5 protein-coding genes are annotated in these 22,237 nt (G+C 60.8%); 2 read left to right on the top strand and 3 right to left on the bottom strand.

The features are described 5' to 3' along the window. Positions 1-69: 69 nt before the first annotated feature. Positions 70-17,922, top strand: coding sequence for a VCBS domain-containing protein (locus tag QMK51_RS07535; protein ID WP_320393615.1), 17,853 nt, complete (start codon positions 70-72; stop codon positions 17,920-17,922). Positions 17,923-18,110: 188 nt separating this feature from the next. Next, positions 18,111-19,478 (top strand): lysozyme inhibitor LprI family protein, encoded by a 1,368-nt coding sequence (locus QMK51_RS07530; RefSeq protein WP_320393614.1) that lies wholly within the window; start codon positions 18,111-18,113, stop codon positions 19,476-19,478. A 297-nt stretch (positions 19,479-19,775) separates the two neighbouring features. Here the strand turns inward: QMK51_RS07530 and QMK51_RS07525 are convergent, their stop codons facing one another. From QMK51_RS07525 to QMK51_RS07515, 3 genes are read right to left on the bottom strand one after another with little or no spacing between them, the layout of a single operon-like run. Beyond that, the gene (locus tag QMK51_RS07525; protein ID WP_320393613.1) at positions 19,776-20,258 is read right to left on the bottom strand and encodes a DUF4265 domain-containing protein; all 483 of its coding nucleotides are present in this window, start codon (positions 20,256-20,258) and stop codon (positions 19,776-19,778) included. Between the two features lie 32 nt (positions 20,259-20,290). Beyond that, on the bottom strand, positions 20,291-20,905 hold the full coding sequence (locus tag QMK51_RS07520; protein WP_320393612.1) for an Imm43 family immunity protein: 615 nt from the start codon (positions 20,903-20,905) through the stop codon (positions 20,291-20,293). Between the two features lie 16 nt (positions 20,906-20,921). After that, complete coding sequence (locus QMK51_RS07515) at positions 20,922-22,175, bottom strand: RHS repeat-associated core domain-containing protein (RefSeq protein ID WP_320393611.1); 1,254 nt, start codon at positions 22,173-22,175, stop codon at positions 20,922-20,924. Positions 22,176-22,237 lie beyond the last annotated feature (62 nt).

Below are 22,237 nucleotides of genomic sequence, written 5' to 3'. Positions count from 1 at the left end.
AAGCAGGGGACTTCGTCCCGTTAGCAGTACCTGGACTCTAAAAATAAAAAACGTTCTCGGGAGAAAGACATGGCTACCACCACAACGACCAGCGGCGGCACCGTTACTTCGTTTTCCAACACACCGCAGGCGCAGGACGACATTTTCACTACCGGTGTCATTGGCACGGGCACCGCGACCATCACTGAAGACCTGCTGGGGGTGGTGTACCTGGACGTCATGTCCAATGACCTCGGTGGCAACGCAAAGACACTCTGGTCACTCGATAATGCGACCAGTCTTTCTACCGCCACCAAGGTTTATGCTCCGGCCGATCTGCTGGTCCAGGACACGAGCAGAATTGAGGCGACGAGTACCGACACCAGCCTCAATGGGGCAAAAATCTGGATTACGTCGGATGGCAAGGTCGGCTACGACGCCGCTACGTTGTCGACGACTTTCAAGGCCCAACTTCAGGCGCTTGCGGCTGGAGGGTCCCTGACGGACAGCTTTACGTATGCGATTCGTCTCGGCAATGGCACCCTCAGCTGGGCCACTGCGCAGGTGCAATTCGCAGGTGTGAATGACAGCGTGACAATGAGTCTCGGCGCACAGGCCGGCACCGTAACCGAAGATGCGACCACGACGCCGAGCACAACCGACTCGCTGAGCACGACGGGCACGATTGCGTTTAGCGATGTCGATCTGAGCGACACGCATACCGCCTCATTCGTGGCGGCGGGAGGCAATACCACAGCGCTGGGCAACTTCGCCCTTGCCGCTGTGGCCCAAGCGGCCAATGCGGCCAACGGCACCGTTAACTGGACTTACACCGTGAATAATGCGGCAGCCCAGTACCTGGCCCAGGGCCAGACGGCTACCGAAACCTATGTGGTCACCGTCAATGATGGGCATGGCTCGTCGACAACGAAGAGTGTGACCATCACCATCACCGGTACCAACGACCAGGTGCACATCACCAGCGGCGTGCAAGCCGGCGATGCCAAGGAAGACAGTGGCGACTACGCTGCCAATGGCAGCATCACCTTCACCGACGCCGACCTGATCGACACCCACAGCGTCACCGTCACGCCGGGCGCTTCCGGCTACCTGGGCAGCTTCACTACAGATCCACTGCACGACAGCACCGGAACCGGCAGCGGTTCGCTGGGCTGGCACTTCGCGGTAGATAACGCCGCCCTGCAGTTCCTGGGCGAAGGCCAGACCCTCACCCAGACCTATAACGTGGCGATCGGCGACGGCACGGTACAGACCGTGACCATTACTATCACCGGTACCAACGACCAGGTACAGATCACCAGCGGCGTACAGGCCGGCAATGTCGAGGAAGACAGCGGCCACTACGCGGCCAGCGGCAGCATCACCTTCACCGATGTCGACCTGATTGACACCCACAGCGTCAGCGTCACACCGGGCGCTTCCGGCTACCTGGGCAGCTTCACCACCAACCCACTGAGCGACAGCACCGGCACGGGCAGCGGCTCACTGGGCTGGAACTTCGCGGTAAACAACACCGCCCTGCAGTTCCTCGGCGAAGGCCAGACCCGCATCCAGACCTATAACGTGGCGATCGGCGACGGCACGGTGCAGACCGTGACCATCACCATTACCGGCACCAACGACCAGGTGCAGATCACCAGCGGCGTACAGGCCGGCGATGCCAAGGAAGACAGCGGCGACTACGCGGCCAATGGCAGCATCACCTTCACCGACGCCGACCTGATCGACACTCACAGCGTCACCGTCACGCCGGGCGCTTCCGGCTACCTGGGCAGCTTCACCACCAACCCACTGAGCGACAGCACCGGCACGGGCAGCGGTTCACTGGGCTGGAACTTCGCGGTAAACAACACCGCACTGCAGTTCCTCGGCGAAGGCCAGACCCGCATCCAGACCTATAACGTGGCGATCGGCGACGGCACGGTGCAGACCGTGACCATCACCATTACCGGTACCAACGACCAGGTGCAGATCACCAGCGGCGTACAGGCCGGCGATGCCAAGGAAGACAGCGGCGACTACGCGGCCAGCGGCAGCATCACCTTCACCGATGTCGACCTGATTGACACCCACAGCGTCAGCGTCACGCCGGGCGCTTCCGGCTACCTGGGCAGCTTCACCACCAACCCGCTGAGCGACAGCACCGGCACGGGCAGCGGCTCACTGGGCTGGAACTTCGCGGTAAACAACACCGCCCTGCAGTTCCTCGGCGAAGGCCAGACCCGCATCCAGACCTATAACGTGGCGATCGGCGACGGCGCGGTGCAGACCGTGACCATCACCATTACCGGTACCAACGACCGGCCGACGCTGACGATTGCCGACAGCACCGGGGCGATGAACGAAGGCAACGGCACGGCCACGCTGAGCGACAGCGGCGCCCTGAGTTTTACCGATCTGGACAGCACCGACACGGTGACCGTGTCGCAGACCGCCAACAACGACATCGCCTGGAGCGGCGGCACGCTCAATGCGGGCATGGCCTCGGCACTGGTGGCCGGTTTCTCGGTCGATCAGGACAGCTGGGACTACAGCAGCAGCCAGAACCTCGATTTCCTCGGCGCGGGTGAAACCATCACCTTCTCCTACGCCGTAGTCGCCACCGACGACAGCGGCGCGGCTAACGCCGCCTCGGCGACTCAGACTGTCAGCATCACCATTATCGGCAGCAACGACGCGCCGGTGCTCAGCTTCGCCACCGGCAACGATGCCGGCAACGTGCAGGAAGACACCGGCCTCAGCGTCAGTGGCCAGTTCAGTTCGGCCGACATCGATCACGCGGCCACCACCAGCTGGACCATCAATGGTTCGCCAACTGGAACCTATGGCTCGATCGCCGTCGACAGCAGCGGCCAGTGGACCTACACCCTGGCCAATGGCAGCGATGGCGTCGCCAGTGCGGTGCAATCGCTGAAGGCCGGCGAGAGTCACAATGAAGTGTTCAGCGTGCAGGTCAGCGATGGCCTCGGCGGCGTCGACACCCAGCAGGTCACCGTTACCGTCACCGGCAGCAACGACGCGCCGGTGCTCAGTTTTGTGACCGGCAATGATGTGGGTGCGGTGCAGGAGGACAGCACGCTCAGCGTCAGTGGCCAGTTCAGTTCGGCCGACATCGATCACGCGGCCACGGCCAGCTGGAGTATTGCCGGGTCCAATACCGGCAGCTACGGTTCGATCGCCGTGGACAGCAGCGGCCAGTGGACTTACACCCTGGCCAATGGCAGCGATGGTGTCGCCAGTGCCGTGCAATCGCTGAAAGCTGGCGAGAGTCACGACGAGGTGTTCAGCGTGCAGGTCAGCGATGGCCTCGGAGGTGTGGATACCCAGCTGGTCACCGTCACCGTCACCGGTAGCAACGACGCGCCGGTGCTCAGCTTCGTGTCGGGCAACGAGGCCGGCGCGGTGCAAGAAGACACCACGCTCAGCGTCAGCGGCCAGTTCAGTTCGGCCGACATCGATCACGATGCCACCGCGACCTGGAGCATCAATGGCTCGCCAACTGGAACCTACGGCTCGATCGCCGTCGACAGCAGCGGCCAATGGACCTACACCCTGGCCAACGGCAGCGATGGTGTCGCCAGTGCCGTGCAATCACTGAAGGCCGGCGAAAGTCACGACGAGGTGTTCAGCGTGCAGGTCAGCGATGGCCTCGGCGGTGTGGATACCCAGCTGGTCACCGTCACCGTCAGCGGCAGCAACGATGCACCGGTGCTCAGCTTCGTGTCGGGCAACGAGGCCGGCGCGGTGCAAGAAGACACCACGCTCAGCGTCAGCGGCCAGTTCAGTTCGGCCGATATCGATCACGCGGCCACGGCGACCTGGAGCATTGCCGGGTCCAATACCGGCAGCTATGGCTCGATCGCCGTCGACAGCAGCGGCCAATGGACCTACACCTTGGCCAACGGCAGCGATGGTATCGCCAGTGCAGTGCAATCACTGAAGGCCGGCGAGAGTCATGACGAAGTGTTCAGCGTGCAGGTCAGCGATGGCCTCGGCGGCGTGGATACCCAGCTGGTCACCATCACCGTCAGCGGCAGCAACGACGCCCCCGTGCTCAGCTTCGCCACCGGCAACGATACCGGTGCAGTGCAGGAAGACAGCAGCCTCAGCGTCAGTGGCCAGTTCAGCTCGGCCGACATCGATCACGATGCCACGGCCAGCTGGAGCATTGCCGGAACCAATACCGGCACCTATGGTTCGATCGCCGTGGACGGCACAGGTCAGTGGACCTACACCCTGGCCAATGGCAGCGATGGTGTCGCCAGTGCAGTGCAATCACTGAAGGCCGGCGAGAGTCATGACGAAGTGTTCAGCGTGCAGGTCAGCGATGGCCTCGGCGGCGTGGATACCCAGCTGGTCACCATCACCGTCAGCGGCAGCAACGACGCCCCCGTGCTCAGCTTCGCCACCGGCAACGATACCGGTGCAGTGCAGGAAGACAGCAGCCTCAGCCTCAGCGTCAGTGGCCAGTTCAGTTCGGCCGACATCGATCACGATGCCACGGCCACCTGGAGCATCGCCGGAACCAATACCGGCAGCTATGGTTCGATCGCCGTGGACAGCAGCGGTCAATGGACCTACACCTTGGCCAACGGCAGCGATGGCGTCGCCAGTGCCGTGCAGTCGCTGAAGGCCGGCGAGAGTCACGACGAGGTGTTCAGCGTCCAGGTCAGCGATGGCCTGGGCGGCGTCGACACCCAGCTGGTGACCGTTACCGTTACCGGCAGCAACGACGCGCCGGTGCTCAGTTTCGCCACCGGCAATGATGTGGGCGCGGTGCAGGAAGACATCACCCTCAGCGTCAGCGGCCAATTCAGCTCGGCCGACATCGATCACGATGCCACCGCGACCTGGAGCATCAATGGCTCGGCAACTGGCAGCTACGGCTCAATCGCCGTCGACAGCACTGGCCAGTGGACCTACACCCTGGCCAACGGCAGCGATGGTATCGCCAGTGCCGTGCAATCACTGAAGGCCGGCGAGAGTCATGACGAAGTGTTCAGCGTACAGGTCAGCGACGGCCTGGGCAGTGTCGACACCCAACTGGTGATCGTCACCGTCACCGGCAGCAACGATCAGCCAACGTTGGCGATTGCCGACACCACCGGGGCGATGAACGAAGGTGATGGCGCGGCCGCACTGAGCGACAGCGGTGCTCTGAGCTTCGCCGATGTGGACAACACCGACACGGTGACCGTATCGCAGACCGCCAACGGTGACATCGCCTGGAGCGGTGGCACGCTCAATGCCGCCGTGGCTTCGACACTGGTCGCCGGCTTCTCGGTCGATCAGGACAGCTGGGACTACAGCAGCAGCCAAAACCTCGACTTCCTCGGCGCGGGTGAAACCATCACCTTCTCGTACGCAGTGGTCGCCACTGACGACAGTGGCGCGGAAAACGCTGCTTCGGCGGCGCAGACCATCACCATCACCCTCACTGGCACCAACGACCGGCCGACGCTAACAATTGCCGACACCACCGGGACGATGAGCGAAGGCAACGGCGCGGCCACTCTGAGCGACAGCGGTGCTCTGAGCTTTACCGATCTGGACAGCACCGACGTGGTGACCGTGTCGCACACCGCCAACAACGACATCACCTGGAGCGGTGGCACGCTCAATGCGGGCGTGGCTTCGGCACTGGCCGCCGGTTTTTCGGTCGATCAGGACAGCTGGGATTACAGCACCAGCCAGAACCTCGACTTCCTCGGCACGGGTGAAACCATCACCTTCTCGTACACGGTGGTTGCCACCGACGACAGCGGCGCGGCTAACGCTGCTTCGGCGACGCAGACTGTCAGCATTACCATTACCGGCAGCAATGATGCGCCCGTGCTCAGCTTCGCCACCGGCAACGATGCCGGCGCGGTGCAGGAAGACAGCACCCTCAGCGTCAGCGGCCAGTTCAGCTCGGCCGATGTCGATCACGATGCCACTGCGACCTGGACCATCAATGGCTCGCCAACTGGAACCTACGGCTCGATCGCCGTGGACAGCAGCGGTCAATGGACCTACACCCTGGCCAATGGCAGCGATGGCATCGCCAGTGCCGTGCAATCACTGAAGGCGGGCGAAAGTCATGATGAAGTGTTCAGCGTGCAGGTCAGCGATGGCCTCGGCGGTGTGGATACCCAACTGGTGACCGTCACCGTCAGCGGCAGCAACGATGCACCGGTGCTCAGTTTTGCGCCGGGCAATGATGGCGGCGCGGTGCAGGAAGACACCACCTTCAGCGTCAGCGGCCAGTTCAGTTCGGCCGATATCGATCACGATGCCACGGCGACCTGGAGCATTGCCGGGTCAAATACCGGCAGCTACGGTTCGATCGCCGTGGACAGCACTGGCCAGTGGACCTACACCCTGGCCAACGGCAGCGATGGCATCGCCAGTGTCGTGCAGTCGCTGAAGGCCGGCGAGAGTCACGACGAGGTGTTCAGCGTCCAGGTCAGCGATGGTCTCGGCGGTGTGGATACCCAGCTGGTGACCGTCACCGTCAGCGGCAGCAACGACGCCCCGGTGCTCAGCTTCGCGTCGGGTAATGATGTGGGCGCGGTGCAGGAAGACAGCACGCTCAGCGTCAGTGGCCAGTTCAGCTCGGCCGACATCGACCACGATGCCACCGCCACCTGGAGCATCAATGGCTCGCCAACCGGCAGCTACGGTTCGATCGCCGTCGACAGCAGCGGCCAATGGACCTACACCTTGGCCAATGGCAGCGATGGCATCGCCAGTGCCGTGCAATCACTGAAGGCGGGCGAAAGTCATGATGAAGTGTTCAGCGTGCAGGTCAGCGATGGCCTCGGCGGCGTCGACACCCAGCTGGTGACGGTCACCGTCACCGGCAGCAACGACGCGCCGGTGCTCAGCTTCGTGTCGGGCAACGAGGCCGGCGCGGTGCAGGAAGACAGCACGCTCAGCGTCAGCGGCCAGTTCAGTTCGGCCGACATCGATCACGATGCCACCGCCACCTGGAGCATTGCCGGAACCAGTACCGGCAGCTATGGCTCGATCACCGTCGACAGTAGCGGCCAATGGACCTACACCCTGGCCAACGGCAGCGATGGCGTCGCCAGTGCCGTGCAATCACTGAAGGCCGGCGAAAGTCACGACGAAGTGTTCAGCGTGCAGGTCAGCGATGGTCTCGGCGGTGTGGATACCCAGCTGGTGACGGTCACCGTCAGCGGCAGCAACGATGCACCGATGCTCAGCTTCGTGTCGGGCAACGAGGCCGGCAACGTGCAGGAAGACACCACCCTCAGCGTCAGTGGCCAGTTCAGTTCAGCCGATATCGATCATGATGCCACGGCCACCTGGTCCATCAATGGCTCGCCAACCGGCAGCTACGGTTCGATCGCCGTCGACAGCAGCGGCCAATGGACCTACACCTTGGCCAATGGCAGCGATGGCATCGCCAGTGCCGTGCAGTCACTGAAGGCCGGCGAAAGTCACGACGAAGTGTTCAGCGTGCAGGTCAGCGATGGTCTCGGCGGTGTGGATACCCAGCTGGTAACCGTCACCGTCACCGGCAGCAACGACGCACCGGTGCTCAGTTTCGCCACCGGCAACGATGCCGGCAACGTGCAGGAAGACACCAGCCTCAGCATCAGCGGCCAGTTCAACTCGGCCGACATCGATCACGATGCCACCGCCAGCTGGAGCATTGCCGGGTCCAATACCGGCACTTATGGCTCGATCGCCGTCGACAGTAGCGGCCAATGGACCTACACCTTGGCCAACGGCAGCGATGGCGTCGCCAGTGCCGTGCAATCACTGAAGGCCGGCGAAAGTCACGACGAAGTGTTCAGCGTGCAGGTCAGCGACGGCCTCGGCGGCGTCGACACCCAACTGGTGACGGTCACCGTCAGCGGCAGCAACGATGCACCGATGCTCAGCTTCGTGTCGGGCAACGAGGCCGGCAACGTGCAGGAAGACACCACGCTCAGCGTCAGTGGCCAGTTCAGTTCAGCCGATATCGATCATGATGCCACGGCCACCTGGTCCATCAATGGCTCGGCAACTGGCAGCTACGGCTCAATCGCCGTGGACAGCAGCGGCCAATGGACCTACACCTTGGCCAATGGCAGCGATGGCGTTGCCAGTGCCGTGCAATCACTGAAGGCCGGCGAAAGTCATGATGAAGTATTCAGCGTGCAGGTCAGCGATGGCCTCGGCGGCGTCGACACCCAACTGGTGACCGTCACCGTCAGCGGCAGCAACGACGCACCGGTGCTCAGTTTCGCCACCGGCAATGATGTCGGCGCGGTGCAGGAAGACAGCACGCTCAGCGTCAGCGGCCAGTTCAGTTCGACCGATATCGACCACGATGCCACCGCCACTTGGAGCATTGCCGGGTCCAATACCGGCAGCTATGGCTCGATCACCGTCGACAGTAGCGGCCAATGGACCTACACCCTGGCCAACGGCAGCGATGGCGTCGCCAGTGCCGTGCAATCACTGAAGGCCGGCGAAAGTCACAACGAGGTGTTCAGCGTGCAGGTCAGCGATGGCCTCGGCGGCGTCGACACTCAACTGGTGACCGTCACCGTCACCGGCAGCAACGATGCGCCGGTGCTCAGCTTCGCAGCGGGCAACGATGCCGGTGCGGTGCAGGAAGACAGCACGCTCAGCGTCAGCGGCCAGTTCAGTTCGGCCGACATCGATCACGATGCCACCGCCAGCTGGAGCATTGCCGGGTCCAATACCGGCACTTATGGCTCGATCGCCGTCGACAGTAGCGGCCAATGGACCTACACCTTGGCCAACGGCAGCGATGGCGTCGCCAGTGCCGTGCAATCACTGAAGGCCGGCGAAAGTCACGACGAAGTGTTCAGCGTGCAGGTCAGCGACGGCCTCGGCGGCGTCGACACCCAACTGGTGACGGTCACCGTCAGCGGCAGCAACGATGCACCGATGCTCAGCTTCGTGTCGGGCAACGAGGCCGGCAACGTGCAGGAAGACACCACGCTCAGCGTCAGTGGCCAGTTCAGTTCAGCCGATATCGATCATGATGCCACGGCCACCTGGTCCATCAATGGCTCGGCAACTGGCAGCTACGGCTCAATCGCCGTGGACAGCAGCGGCCAATGGACCTACACCTTGGCCAATGGCAGCGATGGCGTTGCCAGTGCCGTGCAATCACTGAAGGCCGGCGAAAGTCATGATGAAGTATTCAGCGTGCAGGTCAGCGATGGCCTCGGCGGCGTCGACACCCAACTGGTGACCGTCACCGTCAGCGGCAGCAACGACGCACCGGTGCTCAGTTTCGCCACCGGCAATGATGTCGGCGCGGTGCAGGAAGACACCACCCTCAGCGTCAGCGGCCAGTTCAGCTCGGCCGACATCGATCACGATGCCACCGCCAGCTGGACCATCAATGGTTCGCCAACTGGAACCTATGGCTCGATCGCCGTCGACATCAGCGGCCAGTGGACCTACACCCTGGCCAATGGCACCGATGGCGTTGCCAGTGCCGTGCAATCACTGAAGGCCGGCGAGAGTCATGACGAAGTGTTCACAATCCAGGTCAGCGATGGCCTCGGCGGCGTCGATACCCAACTGGTCACCGTCACCGTCACCGGCAGCAACGACCAGCCAACCCTGACCATTGCCGACACCACCGGCGCGATGAATGAAGGCGATGGCACCGCCACATTGAGCGACAGCGGCGCCCTGAGCTTTGCCGATGTGGACAACACCAACGCGGTGACCGTGTCGCAGACCGCCAACAACGACATCGCCTGGAGCGGCGGTACGCTCAATTTGGGCGTGGCTTCAGCACTGGTGGCCGGCTTCTCGGTTGATCAGGACAGCTGGAATTACAGCACCAGCCAGAACCTCGACTTCCTCGGCGCCGGTGAAACCATCACTTTCTCGTACACGGTGGTCGCCACCGACGACAGCGGCGCGGCTAATGCTGCTTCGGCGACTCAGACCGTGACCATCACCCTCACCGGCACCAACGACCAACCAACGCTGACGATCGCCGACTCTACCGGGGCGATGAACGAGGGCGATGGCGCGGTGATGCTGAGCGACAGCGGCGTCCTGAGCTTTGCCGATCTGGACAGCACCGACGTGGTGACCGTGTCGCACACCGCCAACGGTGACATCACCTGGAGTGGCGGCACGCTCAATGCGGGTGTGGCTTCGGCACTGGCCGCCGGCTTCTCGGTCGATCAAGACAGCTGGGACTACAGCAGCAGCCAGAACCTCGACTTCCTCGGTGCGGGCGAAACCATCACCTTCTCGTACACGGTGGTTGCTACTGACGACAGTGGCGCGGCTAACGCTGCTTCGGCGACGCAGACTGTCACCATCACCATAACTGGTAGCAACGACGCGCCGGTGCTCAGCTTCGCCACCGGCAACGATGCTGGCAACGTGCAGGAAGACACCACGCTCAGCGTCAGTGGCCAGTTCAGTTCAGCCGACATCGATCATGCTGCCACCGCCAGCTGGTCCATCAATGGTTCGCCAACTGGAACCTACGGCTCGATCGCCGTCGACAGCGCTGGCCAGTGGACCTACACCTTGGCCAATGGCACCGATGGCGTTGCCAGTGCCGTGCAATCACTGAAGGCCGGCGAAAGTCATGATGAAGTATTCAGCGTGCAGGTCAGCGATGGCCTCGGCGGCGTCGACACCCAACTGGTGACCGTCACCGTCACCGGCAGCAACGATGCACCGGTGCTCAGCTTCGTGTCGGGTAATGATGTCGGCGCGGTGCAGGAAGACAGCACGCTCAGCGTCAGCGGCCAGTTCAGTTCGACCGATATCGACCACGATGCCACCGCCACTTGGAGCATTGCCGGGTCCAATACCGGCAGTTACGGCTCGATCACCGTCGACAGCACTGGCCAGTGGACCTACACCTTGGCCAACGGCAGCGATGGCATCGCCAGTGCCGTGCAATCACTGAAGGCCGGCGAAAGTCATGATGAAGTATTCAGCGTGCAGGTCAGCGATGGCCTCGGCGGCGTCGACACCCAACTGGTGACCGTCACCGTCACCGGCAGCAACGATGCACCGGTGCTCAGCTTCGTGTCGGGTAATGATGTCGGCGCGGTGCAGGAAGACAGCACGCTCAGCGTCAGCGGCCAGTTCAGTTCGACCGATATCGACCACGATGCCACCGCCACTTGGAGCATTGCCGGGTCCAATACCGGCAGTTACGGCTCGATCACCGTCGACAGCACTGGCCAGTGGACCTACACCTTGGCCAACGGCAGCGATGGCATCGCCAGTGCCGTGCAATCACTGAAGGCCGGCGAAAGTCATGATGAAGTATTCAGCGTGCAGGTCAGCGATGGCCTCGGCGGCGTCGACACCCAACTGGTGACCGTCACCGTCACCGGCAGCAACGATGCACCGGTGCTCAGCTTCGCGACCGGCAATGATGTCGGCGCGGTGCAGGAAGACACCAGCCTCAGCGTCAGCGGCCAGTTCAGTTCGACCGATATCGACCACGATGCCACCGCCACCTGGAGCATTGCCGGGTCCAATACCGGCAGTTACGGCTCGATCGCCGTCGACAGCAGCGGCCAATGGACCTACACCTTGGCCAACGGCAGCGATGGTATTGCCAGTGCCGTGCAGTCGCTGAAGGCGGGCGAAAGTCACGATGAGGTGTTCAGCGTGCAGGTCAGCGATGGCCTCGGCGGCATGGACACCCAACTCGTGACCATCACCGTCACCGGCAGCAACGACGCGCCGGTGCTCAGCTTCGCCACCGGCAATGATGTGGGCGCGGTGCAGGAAGACAGCACGCTCAGCGTCAGCGGTCAGTTCAGTTCGGCCGACATCGATCACGATGCCACCGCCAGCTGGTCCATCAATGGCTCGCCAACTGGAACCTACGGCTCGATCGCCGTGGACAGCAGCGGCCAATGGACCTACACCCTGGCCAACGGCACCGATGGCATCGCCAGTGCCGTGCAGTCGCTGAAGGCCGGCGAGAGTCATGACGAGGTGTTCAGCGTGCAGGTCAGCGATGGCTTGGGCGGCGTCGACACCCAACTGGTCACCGTCACCGTCACCGGCAGCAACGACGCGCCGGTGCTCAGTTTCGCGTCGGGTAATGATGTCGGCGCGGTGCAGGAAGACAGCACGCTCAGCGTCAGCGGCCAGTTCAGCTCGGCCGATATCGATCATGCGGCCACCGCCAGCTGGAGCATTGCCGGGTCCAATACCGGCAGCTATGGCTCGATCGCCGTCGACAGCAGCGGCCAATGGACCTACACCTTGGCCAACGGCAGCGATGGCATCGCCAGTGCGGTGCAGTCACTGAAGGCCGGCGAGAGTCATGACGAGGTGTTCAGCGTGCAGGTCAGCGATGGCCTCGGCGGCGTGGATACCCAACTGGTGACCGTCACCGTCAGCGGCAGCAACGACGCACCGGTGCTCAGTTTCACGAGTGGCAATGATGTGGGCGCGGTGCAGGAAGACACCAGCCTCAGCGTCAGTGGCCAGTTCAGTTCGGCCGACATCGATCACGATGCCACCGCCAGCTGGTCCATCAATGGCTCGCCAACTGGAACCTACGGCTCGATCGCCGTCGACAGCAGCGGCCAATGGACCTACACCTTGGCCAACGGCAGCGATGGCATCGCCAGTGCGGTGCAGTCGCTGAAGGCCGGCGAGAGTCATGACGAGGTGTTCAGCGTGCAGGTCAGCGATGGCCTCGGCGGCGTGGATACCCAACTGGTGACCGTCACCGTCAGCGGCAGCAACGACGCGCCGGTGCTCAGCTTCGCAGCGGGCAACGATGCCGGTGCGGTGCAGGAAGACAGCACGCTCAGCGTCAGCGGCCAGTTCAGCTCGGCCGATATCGATCACGATGCCACTGCGACCTGGACCATCAATGGCTCGCCAACTGGAACCTACGGCTCGATCACCGTCGACAGCAGCGGCCAGTGGACCTACACCCTGGCTAACGGCAGCGATGGTATCGCCAGTGCGGTGCAGTCGCTGAAGGCCGGCGAGAGTCACGACGAGGTGTTCAGCGTGCAGGTCAGCGATGGCCTCGGTGGCGTCGATACCCAACTGGTGACTGTCACCGTCAGCGGCAGCAACGATGCACCGGTGCTCAGCTTCGTGTCGGGCAATGATGTCGGCGCGGTGCAGGAAGACACCACCCTCAGCGTCAGTGGCCAGTTCAGTTCGGCCGACATCGATCACGATGCCACCGCCAGCTGGTCCATCAATGGTTCGCCAACCGGCAGCTACGGCTCAATCGCCGTGGACGGCAGCGGCCAGTGGACCTACACCCTGGCCAACGGCACCGATGGCATCGCCAGTGCGGTGCAGTCGCTGAAGGCCGGCGAGAGTCATGACGAGGTGTTCAGCGTGCAGGTCAGCGATGGCTTGGGCGGCGTCGACACCCAACTGGTCACCGTCACCGTCACCGGCAGCAACGACGCCGCAGTGCTATCCTCGGCCAGCGTCACGCTGACCGAAACCAATGCTCCGCTGACCACCGGTGGCAGCCTGACCGTCAGCGATATCGACAGCCCGGAAAGCTTCCAGGCGCAGTCTGGCACCACCAACGCAAACGGGATCTTCGCCATCGATACCACGGGTAACTGGAGCTATACCGCCAATTCAGCCTTCGACGCACTCAATGTCGGTGACAGCCTGACCGACACCTTCGCGGTGCTCAGTGCTGATGGCACCGAGACCTCGGTCAGCGTCACCATCAACGGCACTAATGATGCACCGGTAACCGACCTGAACGGTGGAGGCGCCGGCAACGACGCAACCGCGGCCTTCACCGAACAGACCTCCGTGCTGATCGCCCCGTCGGCGACCATCACCGACATCGACTCGGCCAACCTGACCTCGATGACAGCGACGCTGACGGTGCGCCCCGACGGCAACGCCACCGAGTCGCTATCGCTTAACGCGAGCGCCACTACGGCAGCGGCCGGCCTGACAGTCAGCTACACCACCGGCACCGGCGTACTGTCGATCACCGGTTCGGCCACCAAGGCCACCTACCAGACGATTCTGGACGGTATCCTCTACAACAACTCCAGCGATACGCCGACCACTTCTGATCGGACGGTGAACGTTCTGGTCAGCGACGGCATCGACAGCAGTATCTCGCACAGCGTCACCATCGGCATCACCGCGCTCAACGACACACCGGTGAACACGTTGCCGGCAAGCTACACGACGAATGAAGACACCGCATTCAAGCTCAGCGGTCTGTCGGTGGCTGACGTCGACGCAGGCACTGGCAGCATCTCGGTCACGCTCACGGTCGGCAGCGGCGCCTTAACGGCCGCTACAGCAGGCAGTGTCACGGTCAGCGGCTCGGGCACCGGCAGCATCGTGCTCACGGGTACCCTCGCCAACATCAACACTTACCTGGCCACGGTCGCCAACCAGCCGACCTACACCCCGGCTACCAATGCCAACGGTACGGTCACCCTGACCATGCTGACCAATGACGGTGGCAACACGGGCACTGGTGGAGCACTGAGCGACAGCGACACGATCAACATCAACATCACCGCGCTCAACGACACACCGGTGAACGCGCTGCCGGCAAGCTACACGACGAATGAAGACACCGCATTCAAGCTCAGCGGTCTGTCGGTGGCTGACGTCGACGCAGGCACTGGCAGCATCTCGGTCACGCTCACGGTCGGCAGCGGCGCCTTAACGGCCGCGACAGCGGGCAGTGTCACGGTCAGCGGCTCGGGCACCAACAGCATCGTGCTCACGGGTACCCTTGCCAACATCAACACTTACCTGGCCACGGTCGCCAACCAGCCGACCTACACCCCGGTTGCCAATGCCAACGGTACGGTCACCCTGACCATGCTGACCAATGACGGTGGCAACACGGGCACTGGTGGTGCGCTGAGCGACAGCGACACGATCAACATCAACATTACCGCGCTCAACGACACACCGGTGAACACGCTGCCGGCAAGCTACACGACGAATGAAGACACCGCATTCAAGCTCAGCGGTCTGTCGGTGGCTGACGTCGACGCAGGCGCTGGCAGCATCTCGGTCACGCTCACGGTCGGCAGCGGCTCCTTAACAGCCGCGACAGCAGGCAGTGTCACGGTCAGCGGCTCGGGCACCGGCAGCATCGTGCTCACGGGTACCCTCGCCAACATCAACACTTACCTGGCCACGGTCGCCAACCAGCCGACCTACACCCCGGTTGCCAATGCCAACGGTACGGTCACCCTGACCATGTTGACCAATGACGGTGGCAACACGGGCACTGGTGGAGCACTGAGCGACAGCGACACGATCAACATCAACATCACCGCGCTCAACGACACACCGGTGAACACGCTGCCGGCAAGCTACACGACGAATGAAGACACCGCATTCAAGCTCAGCGGTCTGTCGGTGGCCGACGTCGACGCAGGCACTGGCAGCATCTCGGTCACGCTCACGGTCGGCAGCGGCGCCTTAACGGCCGCGACAGCAGGGAGTGTCACGGTCAGCGGCTCGGGCACCGGCAGCATCGTGCTCACGGGTACCCTTGCCAACATCAACACTTACCTGGCCACGGTCGCCAACCAGCCGACCTACACCCCGGTTGCCAATGCCAACGGTACGGTCACCCTGACCATGCTGACCAATGACGGTGGCAACACGGGCACTGGTGGTGCGCTGAGCGACAGCGACACGATCAACATCAACATCACCGCGGTCAATGACGCGCCGGTACTGTCCGGGACAGTTCCGACGTCGGTCAACGTCAGCAGCGGGGTGTTGGTGAGTTCGTTCCTGAGTTCCACGGATGTGGACAGTGGCGCACTGAAGGGCATCGCGATCACCGCTGCGACCCGCACAAATGGCTCTAATGGCAAGTGGCAGTACTCAACAGACAGTGGATCGACGTGGACAGATGTCGGCACGGTGAGTACGAGCTCGGCGCTGCTGCTGCGTAGCGGCGACTTAGTACGCATGACCGGTAACGGAAACGCGGGTGATCTAACCTACAAGGCGTGGGATCAGACGTCGGGCACGTTTGCGACGAAGGTCGACCCTGGCTCAGGCGGGGGTACCAGCGCGTTCAGCACGACCAACGTTATATGGTCGGTCACCCACCCGGCAGGCATCGCCGGCGAGCCGATCAACTTGGCTCTGGCCAACCCGTTGGCGGATCACAGTCTTCCTGTCACGGTAACGATCACCGGAGTTCCAGCGGACTGGATAGTGAACGGCGCCACGCATCTCGGCGACGGCAGCTGGTCGGTCACCACTATCGATCCCTCGGTACTCACCGTCACTACGACGGCAAGCTACGTCGGCGCCATGGTGTTGCTCGTAACGGAGACCTGGACCAATACAGACGGGACGACAGGAAGCGCCATCGTCTCGAACAACGTAGAGGCCTACGCCCCAGGCTCACCAATCTTCGCCTTGTCCCTCAACGACAACCTGACCGGCTCGTCCGGTGCCGACACCTTCGTCTTCGCCCAGCCGATCGGTAACAACCAGATCTATAACTTCGATGCCGCAGCGGACAAGATCGACCTGATCGGCTTCACCGGCGTCACCGGTTTTGCTGACTTGAGTATCACTAACGACGCCAATGGCAATGCACTGGTCAGCATAAGCTCCGGCCAGACGGTCACCCTCAAAGGTGTCGATGCGGCGGACTTGAGCGAAGCGAACTTCCAGTTCGATGTGGACCCGCTCACCAACAACGCCGGCACCCTCACCATTGCCGACGGCGCGATCATGCCGTTCGGTGGCAGCATCCATAACAGCGGCACCATCGAGCTCGGCTCCGCCGGCAGCACGACCAGCCTTGAGATTCTGTTCCGTGGCGCGACCTTGAGCGGTGGCGGCCAGGTGCTGCTATCCGACAACTCACAAAACGTGATTTTCGGCGGCAGTGCCGACACCGTGCTGACCAACATCGACAACCGCATTTCCGGCGCCGGCCAGTTGGGCGCCGGGCAGATGGTGCTGATCAATGCGGGGCTGATCATGGCCAGCGGGCTGAACAGCCTGGTGCTCGACACCGGCACCCACACCATCACCAACAGCGGTGTGCTGGAGTCCACAGGCCCAGGCGGCATGACGGTTGCCAGTACGGTCGAAAACACCGGCCACCTGTGGGCCAACGGTGGCGACCTGCGCCTGCTGGCAGACGTGACCGGTGACGGCAGCGCCACCATCGACGGCGACGCGACCCTGACCTTCTCCGGTGCCGCACACGGGTCTGTTGCCTTCCACGGCGAAGGCGCGGGCACGCTGGTGATCGCACAGGCCGAAACGGCGGGCTCGCTGGTCGGCATCCTCGGTCTGGAAAGCAATGACTTGCTGATGTTCGGCGATCTCGCTTTCGGCGCCAACACCCAACTCAGCTACAACGCCAACGCCTCTGGCGCCGGCGGCCTGCTGACAGTGGACGACGGTGCGCATCGAGCCGAGGTTAACCTGCTGGGGCACTACACGGTGGAAGACTTCCAGGTCACCGACGACGGCCAGGCCGGCACCCAGGTCAGTTACCACGGTGAATCCAGCGGCACGCTGGTGGGCAGCATGCTCGCGGACACGATCAGTGGCGGCGACGGCAACGACATCATCGTGGGTCGTGGCGGCGAAGACACCCTCAGCGGTGGCGCGGGAGCCGATGTGTTCGCCTACCTCAACGTGAATGAAGGCGGCGACCATATCCTCGACTACAACTTCGCCGAAGGGGACACAATCGACCTCTCCGCACTGCTCAAGGCCAACTTTGTCAGTGGCACCAGTCAGGTGTCGGACTTTGTCCAAGTGGTGCAGACCGGCAGCGACCTCACCGTGAAGGTGGATACCGATGGTGCAAACAATGGCAAGAACTTCGTCGATGTGGCGGTGCTTGACCACACAGGTACGCCTGGGCCCGATCTGGTGCGCACCTGGTTCGGGGATGCCGACCATACGCTGACGGCGTGATATTGGGCTGGAGTTGAGCAGTTGATGATTGTGGAGACCAGGGCAGGTCGAACCATTATCTGGCTACTCAACTCCTTCGCTCACGCTGCATGCTCCCTGACTGGTTGATTCACCGGCGGAAGCAACGCGTTAGATGAACCTCTGGGCTGCGTAGTTTAATGTGCACTACCCTGGAAAAGGATTTCATCGTGTACATCAAAGGACGCTACATCGTATCTGCCTGCGCACTGCTGTTTTTCCAGCACGCACTGGCGACCGGAATGGACTGCACAAAAGCGGCAAACGCTGTCGAAAATACAATTTGCGCAAACAAAGGGCTGTATGAGCTGGATACGCAAATGGGTTCGACCTATCGAACGCTGATGAGCGCCGCTTCGCAGGCGCAGGTTGAACTGAAGAGATCTCAGCGCCAGTGGTTGAAAGTGCGCAATGAATGCGTCGAAGACGTCGCCTGCCTGGACCAACACTATCGCGAACGCTTACAGGCATTGCACGTGCAATGGGTCGACTTCGTTGCCTATCAACCCGACGACGTCGACAAACAGGTGATGGAGGATTTGCAACAACGCATCCAGGACCTGAGCAAGGATAATCCGGAGTTTGCGCTGGAGCGGGCACTCAACTCTATGGCGTTCGACAGCAGCACAACGTCATTCCCTGGCGACCCGGGTGAAGATGAGCAATCCCTCTTTCCCAAGAGTATTCCCCAAGATGTTACGGAGGACGAGTGGAAGGCGCTGAAAGCGTCCGGCATCGACGACGCCGCTGAATCCGGGCACACCTCATACACGCTGATGGATATGGATGGCGACGGACAGCGTGACCTCATCGTTGAAACCTATTCCGGCGGCACCGGGATGTTCAGTTACACGCAAACCTACCGTCGCAGTGAAGGCCGGTTCATCAGCAGGACATCGGGGCCTGCCCATGAATCCGGCCCACTTTTCTATACCAATGAACGCGGCGCCAACCAATCCGTGAACTGGATCAAGGCTCGCGGAAAAATGTACGTCGCCTACCGAAACGGTAGCTACGGCGTTGACCAGGTCTTTCTTCTCAATCCCCTGAAGATCAATAACAAAGTGCCTACACTGACCGTTCGCTACGGCTATCAACTGACAGTGCCCCACACTCAATATCTGGAGGACGGCACCACCGCTTTCGAACTGGAGCCTGCCCTGCAAAAGGTACTCGCGAAAGCCTTGATCAAAGTGAATGCAGGTGAAGCTTTGGAGACTGCCCGGCAGAAAACCCCGATCTGCCCCATCCCCTCTTCAGTACAAGACAGTGATGACTATTACAGCTTCGGGGCGAGTTACTACGCGGTCGAACCCGTCGCCGATATGCCGGTGGTCATCGGGAATGAGTGCTTCATCGCAAGACTGATCAATTGGTACGGGAGCTACGGCGACAAGGACGGACTGTTTGCACTACTGACGTTGCGCAAACCGGGATCTGAAGACCAGGAACGCAGTTATTCGGTCAACGGACGTCGACATATCGCACAAGTGAGCACATCGATTGGCAAGGCCGAAGGTGGGGCTGAAAACTTTTAGTCAGTTATCCACCGATGGACAGCCACAAAAAAGCCCCACCAGATCACTCTGTGTGGGGCTTTCAAATATGTGGTGTCTGAACCAGCTGACATTTCCCCCTTCCGGCAGCTCGACTCTGCTGCCGTAGATTGGAGCTTGACCAAGCGTCTGTACCGCAATGGCGCCTATTTTCTCTGGGGGAAGCACAGGCATCCCATATTTTTCACAGATGATCTTTTCCATCGCATCCGGAAAAACCAAATCACCTTCGTTCAGAACAGCTCCCTGGATACCAATTCGATTGATGGTTCAGTTGCTTCAGTCTTCGAGCCACCAATTCAAAAGCGCCTCGTCATCATCGTCATCCAGATTTTGATAGATGTTCGCGTAGTACCATTGAATCCCGGTTCTATCGCAGAACCGATTAAAAAACGCGTTGATCTTGTCCATCCCATTACTCGCAGGAACGGCGAGCGAGAGATTGCCCTTGAACACACCATCCAGCGTTCCACCCAACTCACAACCGACATAGCTCTCAAGCCCGGCGATATCCTCAGCAGGGATATAGTCGGCATAGATATGGATGCAGAAGTTGCCACCTCGCTCAATAACCACCGCATGGGTGTTTCTGTTTTCGATAGAGATGACATCTCCACGGGCCATATTCAGCGCCAGGCCAGGTGAGGACAGCAGTTCATAGGTTACCGCCCCCACCTGACGAGCCGGAAGTTCCTCGAATACAGAACCATCGCTGTCGCCTGCAAATACCTGAATCAGAACAGGGATGACCTTCTCGTCCATTCGGAACTCCAGGTTCGTGCCTTTCAAATTCGTCAAATTGGCCTGATAGCCGACCAGAGCACGCTTTCCAAAGGAGTAAATTCCACCCCTTTGATCCCTTTCGCAAGCTCTTTGAATGCGCCTGAGCAAATAAGCGTATTACTTCCTGAAATCAACCCCTTGAATTTGAACAAGTCACGCTTGAATTCGGGAGGTAATACCAATTTCTTGAACCTAAAAATCAACCCATCCTCTTCTATGAAAGTAGAAGCAGGGTCGGTCTCCGAGCGCGCATCCAGCTCTTCAAAAAGTACGGCATTGTAGCTTTTGGATGAAATAGTTTCCCCACCTTTGGAAACCACCTGAATGGGCACAGCGTCAGTAACACTTACGTCAAGATCGCTGCAAATAGACATGAAATCATCACTGACTATGTAAAATCGAGCGACACTTCTTATATCAAAGTCATAGAGCTTATCTTTAGAGATAAGCACCATCCCTTCAGGGTAGGGCGTGTGCGTTTTGTAATGGATCTTCTCCGCATACCACGGAAAAAATCCATACTCTACACCTTTGGTATCTGAGTAAAATTTATCGTAAAGATCTGCCTGCAAGAAGCCAGCCGGGCAACCAGGTTCTTCCTTTTGAGAAAGTACGTAATATTCCATAAACACTTCTCCCTGCTTATCTAAGTCGGCGTTGTGTTGTGCCGGGTACCGAAAGACTTGTTCTTAATCTTGTCTGTATCGCGGATATCTGAGCTCGCGCCTGCGCTTCGTCGATGACACCAGCCTCATATTTGCTCCTGACGGTCGTTACCATGTTGTTAACCATCGGGCTATAGACCTTACCATGCGATCCACAGTGGTAAAAAACGCGCTTGGTTTTCTTCGCCTGATCCGCACTGTCAGGCATCAACAGGCCGTTTTCCTTTTTATCCCGTTCTCCGCCCATCCCGATATCCGAGAAGAAACTGGCTTGCCGTCCCCACACTTCCTCAGGGATGAGGTGATGCGCCTGCATTTTGTCATGAGCTTTGCCACCCAATGCCCGATTGAGCGTGCTACTGCACAGCCCATTCGGATCGATCCACTGGGTCGGGCTGATCACATACTGATAGAAGTTGATACCGCCGGCGTATCCGATTGGATCGCGAGACACAAAGCGACCGACGCCAGGGTCGTAGTACCGATGGCGGTTGTAATGCAGTCCAGTCTCATGATCGTGATACTGGCCCTGGAAGCGGATCGGGTTATTCAACCCTTGTCGCTGGGCCGAGGATGAGCGTTGTTCAATCGCTTGTCCCCACACCCTGTACTGCGCGCTCCATGCCATTTCACCCTGCTGGTCGGTAAGTTCTTGTGGCGTGCCGAGGTGATCGCACTGATACCACGCAATCGCATCAAACGGTTGAGGAACAGGCGCGTGATTCCACAGCGGATCCTCGTCCGGTGTGTAAACATCACCATAAATGGGTTGAGGTACTAAACGAATGGGCTGGTGACTTAGCGCCTGTACCACTGGATTGAATGTACCGGGCTCAAATACGTAATGAACAGTGCGTCCGGTATCACCATCCAGCTGAGCGGGACTGCTCTCCCACGCCAGATTGTCACCGTCCCAACCGAACATCGTGAAGCCGCAACCATACTCACGTTGTTTGCGTGCATGTTCATTGCGATTCCACAGAGATCCGGCCTCTGGACGATGCTTATAGTGCGCTCGGGAGTTTTTGTGCAGGCGGCGACCGAGTGGGTCGTAGGCATAATCCACTGCCAGACGGTCATCTTCGAAATGCACCAGGCGATCGAACAGATCCCATCGCATCTCGCACACACTGCCATTACTCCAACGCTTGACCTGATTTCCGCGCTTGTCGTAGTCATAGTGCGTGCCTGCGTACTTACGCAACAAGTTATCGAGAAGTTTGCTGCGCACGGGTTCCTGATCCAGGGGCCTGCGGATTGGACTTGCCCCTACCAAACCGGACACCAACTCCC

The organism is Pseudomonas sp. P9_31, from assembly GCF_034008235.1.
In the GTDB taxonomy this organism is placed as follows: domain Bacteria; phylum Pseudomonadota; class Gammaproteobacteria; order Pseudomonadales; family Pseudomonadaceae; genus Aquipseudomonas.
Note: the sequence above shows the minus strand (reverse complement) of the source record. Positions and strands in the feature narration are given on the sequence as shown.

Coding starts and splice junctions, on each gene's coding strand:
- QMK51_RS07535 (WP_320393615.1), top strand. CDS start 70: ATGGCTACCACCACAACGACCAGCGGCGGCACCGTTACTTCGTTTTCC.
- QMK51_RS07525 (WP_320393613.1), bottom strand. CDS start 20,258: ATGGACGAGAAGGTCATCCCTGTTCTGATTCAGGTATTTGCAGGCGAC.
- QMK51_RS07520 (WP_320393612.1), bottom strand. CDS start 20,905: ATGGAATATTACGTACTTTCTCAAAAGGAAGAACCTGGTTGCCCGGCT.